This window comes from Mesorhizobium sp. M7A.F.Ca.ET.027.03.2.1 (assembly GCF_003999175.1).
GTDB lineage: Bacteria > Pseudomonadota > Alphaproteobacteria > Rhizobiales > Rhizobiaceae > Mesorhizobium.
This window is the reverse complement of sequence record NZ_RZOM01000529.1, coordinates 1-4,134: the sequence shown is the minus strand read 5'-3', so window position 1 is coordinate 4,134 and position 4,134 is coordinate 1. Positions and strand designations below refer to the sequence as shown.

Annotated in this window: 4 protein-coding genes and 1 pseudogene; all 5 read left to right on the top strand. The window is 62.3% G+C overall.

Annotated elements, in window-relative coordinates; translation table 11 throughout:
* A partial coding sequence (locus EN750_RS21425; RefSeq protein WP_245482765.1) for a type II secretion system F family protein occupies positions 1 to 1,028 on the top strand: 1,028 nt, incomplete at its 5' end.
* A 1-nt stretch (position 1,029) separates the two neighbouring features.
* Positions 1,030 to 1,992, top strand: coding sequence for a type II secretion system F family protein (locus tag EN750_RS21420; protein ID WP_127397571.1), 963 nt, complete (start codon positions 1,030 to 1,032; stop codon positions 1,990 to 1,992).
* A 134-nt stretch (positions 1,993 to 2,126) separates the two neighbouring features.
* Positions 2,127 to 2,948, top strand: a complete 822-nt coding sequence (locus EN750_RS21415; RefSeq protein WP_127397570.1) for a hypothetical protein — start codon at positions 2,127 to 2,129, stop codon at positions 2,946 to 2,948.
* A 163-nt stretch (positions 2,949 to 3,111) separates the two neighbouring features.
* On the top strand, positions 3,112 to 3,582 hold the full coding sequence (locus EN750_RS21410; protein ID WP_127320645.1) for a hypothetical protein: 471 nt from the start codon (positions 3,112 to 3,114) through the stop codon (positions 3,580 to 3,582).
* A gap of 160 nt (positions 3,583 to 3,742) precedes the next feature.
* Positions 3,743 to 4,134, top strand: a pseudogene (locus EN750_RS21405) (GGDEF domain-containing protein); the annotation flags it as partial.

Sequence of the window (4,134 nt, the reverse complement as noted above, 5' to 3'; positions counted from 1 at the left end):
TGCCATGGGCATCGAGTTTCCCGGACGATATTTCGAACCCGGCCGGCCGCAGGAGTAGCCAAGTGTTCGATGGAATGAGCGCTATCTATGTCGTTTATGCCGCGGCCGCGCTGACCGGCATCCTGATCGCCGAGGCCTGCTACCTGCTTTATGCCGGCCGCAGCGACAAGCGCACCGCCATCAACCGGCGCATGAAGCTGCAGGAAAACAAGATCAGCCAGGAGCAGGTGCTTGTCCAACTGCGCAAGGAACGCGGCCTCGACGCAGGCACGCCGCTGTTTTCGCTGGATCGGTTCCGCGCTTTGCGAACCCAGTCGGGCATGATCATGCCGCTGTCGAAATTCCTGATGATCAGCTGCGGCGTGGCGATGGCGATGACCCTGGTCGCCATCTGGTACGGCTTGCCGCCGCTGATGGGGCTTGTGCTGTTTGTGGTGCTTGTGCCGGTGCTGCCGGTGATTACGCTGCGCTTCAAGCGCAAGCGCCGGGTAAAGCGGTTCGGCATGCAATTGCCGGAGGCGCTGGAACTGATCACGCGTGGCCTGAAGGCCGGCCACCCGGTGCCGGTGGCGATCGCCATGGTGGCGCGCGAGATGCCCGACCCGATCGGCACCGAGTTCGGCGTCATCGCCGACGAGGTGACCTATGGCTCCGATCTGGTTTCGGCGTTGAACTCGCTGTTCGACCGGGTCGGCCAGGAGGATCTGCCGCTGTTCGTCACCGCCGTCTCGATCCAGACCAGTTCGGGCGGCAATCTGCGCGAGATCCTCGACGGCCTGGCGACGACGATCCGCGAGCGCGGCAAGCTGCGCCGCAAGGTGCGCGCCATTGCGACAGAAGGTCGGATGTCGGCCTACATCCTGACAGCGGTGCCGGCGTTGCTGTTCACCGCCATTATGGCGCTGATGCCGGGCTTCTACCGCGACGTCTGGGGCGAGGCGAAAACCTGGTACCTGCTCGGCGGCTCGATCACCTGGCTGATGCTGGGCAATCTGATCATGTTCAAGATGTCGAATTTCAAGTTCTGACATGCAGGGCTTCATCGAATTCCTCGCCTCGCTTGCGCCGACCTCATTGATGCCGGTGGCCATCCTGCTGCTGGCGGCGGGTGCTGCCGCTGTTGCCTGGCCTGTTGTCATGGCGAAGGGCGACCGCAACGAGGTCATGCGCCGGCTCAGGGTCGACAACGGCCCCGTGGCCGCCAAACCAGAGCCGGTGCAGAAGAAGAATACCGGCGTCGTGCGCGAGAAGGCGGTGAAGCGGGCGCAGGAATTCTACGCCAGGAGCGATCCGGAAAATGTCGCCCGGCTGCGCATGAAGCTCATCCAGGCGGGCTACATGGAGCCGCGCGCTGTCGGCACGTTCTTCCTGATCCGGTTCAGCGCGATGATCGGCACGGCAATCGGTGTGTTTGTGCTCAACCGGTGGATGGCCAGCCCGGACGCGACGATGGCCAGTCGCTGGACATTCGTCATCCTGTCGGGAGCGGCCGGCTATTTCCTGCCCGGCCTAATGTTGAGCCAGAAAGTGCGGGAACGCAGGCGTGAGTACCGCAACGGCTTTCCCGATTTCATGGACCTGATGATTGTCTGCTCGGATGCCGGCATGAGCATGGAGGCGGGCATAGAGCGCGTCTCCAAGGAACTCGCCAAGACCTATCCCGCGCTCAGCCAGAACCTGCAGCTGGTGTCGTTGGAGCTGAGGGCAGGGCGCAGCCTCGACGATGCGCTGAAGGCGCTCGCCGACCGCCTCAGCCTGGACGAAGTGCGTTCCTTCGCCACGCTGCTGCAGCAGTCCAAGGAACTCGGCACCAGCCTGTCGGGGGCGTTGCGCGTTTTTTCCGACGACATGCGCCATAAGCGTATGTCGTTGGCCGAGGAAAAGGCGCACGCTCTGCCGGCCAAGATGTCGGTGCCGGTGGTCGTATGCATCCTGCCGGTGGTGCTGATGATCGCGGCCATTCCAGTCATCGTCAAAATGACGGCGCAATAGCATGATGCCGAAAGGTGTGAGGCTTCGATTCGAGCTGAAATCGTCCGGGTCTAGCGAGCGCCCCACAAAAGTCCTAGCAAGGGGACTGACAAACCATTGTTATGACCGTACTCGGCCTTGCAGGTGAGAAGTCCATGCTGTTGCGCACCCTCTTTCTCGGCCTTGCCGCAGCCACCCTGTCGCCCGCCTGGGCCGTGGCCGACGATTGCGGCGATGCCGCCGCCCTGGTGCAGCAGGCCTACCCCAAAGCTCGAAAGAGCGCCGACGGCACCTCGTTCACGCTCGAACCCCATTTCAGCATCGCCCTGACGGATGGCGACACGCCGTTTGGGCTGAGCTGCAAGATCTGGCCTGCCCATGACGACCTGCTGTTGGTAGCCGTGCCGCTGATCGACAGCGCCCAATCCAGCGACGATGGCCATGTCGGCGATATCGAGCTTCTGGTCGTCGACAGGAACAGCCAGCGTGTGCGCCTGCGCCTGCTCCAGCCGGGGCTGATCACCGATGATGCCATCGCCATCCGCAAGGTCGAATTCGATACCGGCCGCTACAGGCTGGCGCCCGGGGTCATGGCCTTCGGCCTGCGCATCGAAATCGCGAACCATTCGCAAGCCAACCCCTTCAGCGAAACCGACCTGCGGCTTTATGTTCTCGCCGGCGATGCCCTGCGCCTGGTGCTCGATGGCCTTGTCGTGGCCGGCAATGGCGGCGAGGGCGACACCAATTGCGCGGGATCTTTTCGTTCGACTGAGGTCAGCCTGGCAATGAGCCCGACGAGCCATCACGGCTATCACGACATGGTCGCGCTCGAGCGGACGCAAACCGATGACCCGTCTCCCGACAAGGATGGCGAGTGCCAGTCCCATCCCGGCAAGCCGGTGAAACGGACCTACCGGCTGCGCTATGATGGCAACCGCTATCCGGTTCCCGAGGCACTCAAGGTCATGGGTCCGTGAAAAGGCCGCGCGCGTCCTTGCAGGGATAACCCTCGTCTCGTGGTTAATGGCTGGTGTGCCCGAAGCCGAATTTTGGCGGCGTTTCGGCACCGAAGTTTAATCGCCGCTGATATATTGTGTTTCCTGAAGAACGACCCGGCAAATCGGGCGATGAGGCAGGGGCATGCGTCACAGTAATTTCACGGCAATGGCCGCAATGGCGGCCGTCTTGATGATGTCTGGCTGTACGACGAGTGGCGTCGACACCACCAAGACCACCGCCATCCAACCGGCGGCAAAAGACACCGAAACCTCCGATCTGGCGCAAGGCAAGGCGCAGTTTCGCGACGCCAATTACGGCCTCGCCGAAAAGCACTTCCGCAAGGCCGTCGAGTTGAAGGCCGACAATGCGGAGGCCTGGATGGGGCTCGCCGCTTCCTATGATGAACTCGGCCGCTTCGACTTCGCCGACCGAGCCTACGGCCAGCTTTTGAAGGTCGCCGGCCGCAAGCCGCAGATCGTCAACAATATGGGCTATTCGCAACTGCTGCGCGGCAATCGCAAGAAGGCCAAGGCGCTGCTGCTCGAAGCGAAGGCCGGCATGGCCGATCCCACCGTCGTCAACGCCAACCTCGCTCTCTTGAACAAGGGTTGATCTCGCATCCATGGGTCCGGTTTCGGGACACGTGCCATCGACGCTTTGTAAACCCTATCCGCAGGTTGCATCGATGGATTGCCTGAAAACCCGTATCTGAGGGCTGCCGCTGACTTAGAATGCAGCGCAACCGCCGACGCTCAAGAGGCCCTTGCCCGATATGCTGGACTTCAGTTCGCTCCTGCTCGCAGCCGCGCTGTCGGGCATATGCCTTAGCGTCACCATGTTTGCGATCTGGTTCACCGCGCCCAAGGCAGGTTTCGTGCTGACGGTTGCGTGCGGAATTCTGGTGCTCGTCGCGCATGTGATCCTGTTCTGGCGGTACACCAAGGATCCCGATCCGCTGCTTTGCCAGATCGTGCTCGCACTGCTCAGCCTGGGGTTCCTGATCATCTGCTTGTCGGCCATGCAATTTCTGGGGGTGCCCGGCTACGGACGCGCCGTTGCACCGGCGCTTGGCGCCATGGCCATTTGTGCCGTCGTGACCTTTATGGGCTTTGACGGCATTGGCTTCATCGTCACCTACACCACGGTGACGGCGCTGCTGTCGGC